Origin of the sequence: Kitasatospora arboriphila, from assembly GCF_039528095.1 — a bacterium.
Lineage (GTDB): Bacteria > Actinomycetota > Actinomycetes > Streptomycetales > Streptomycetaceae > Kitasatospora > Kitasatospora arboriphila.
In genome coordinates this window covers 1-535 of the sequence record NZ_BAAALD010000315.1, presented here as the reverse complement: position 1 = coordinate 535, position 535 = coordinate 1, and the positions used below count along the sequence as shown (strand labels likewise).

At 57.2% G+C, this 535-nt stretch carries 1 protein-coding gene; it reads left to right on the top strand.

Annotation, left to right across the window (positions count from 1 at the left end; genetic code table 11):
• Nucleotides 1-22 precede the first annotated feature (22 nt).
• On the top strand, nt 23-535 hold a 513-nt coding region (locus ABD353_RS40160; protein WP_344628631.1), incomplete at its 3' end, for a carbohydrate ABC transporter permease.

Below are 535 nucleotides of genomic sequence, written 5' to 3'. Positions count from 1 at the left end.
ACTCTTCGGGTTCCAGGACGGCGTGTTCCTCACCTGGCTTGGAAACTCGACGCTCTATTCCTTCGGCGCGATCATCATCATGCTGCTCGTCACGATCCCGGCCGGTTACGCGCTCGCCCTGACTGACTTCAAGGGTCGCAAGACACTACTCATGACAACTCTCGTCGTCATGCTGATTCCAAACACTGCGCTCGTCCTGCCAATCTTCCTCGAGCTCTCCGCACTGAAGCTTATTGGGACCCCGCTCTCGGTGATCCTCCCGTTCTCCTTCTTTCCTTTTGGCGTATACCTCACCTACATCTATTTTTCGACGACGGTATCGCGCGACCTGCTCAATGCCGCCCGCATCGACGGTGCGGGGGAGTTTAGAGTGTTTGCGCAGATCGCCATGCCGCTCCCGGCGCCGGTCATTGCGCTCACCGCATTCTTCAACTTCACGGGAAACTGGAACAACTACTTCCTGCCGTTCCTGATGGTTGGTGGCACCAAATCACCCGTGCAGGTCGGCTTGGCAAACATGCTTGCCAACGTTCCG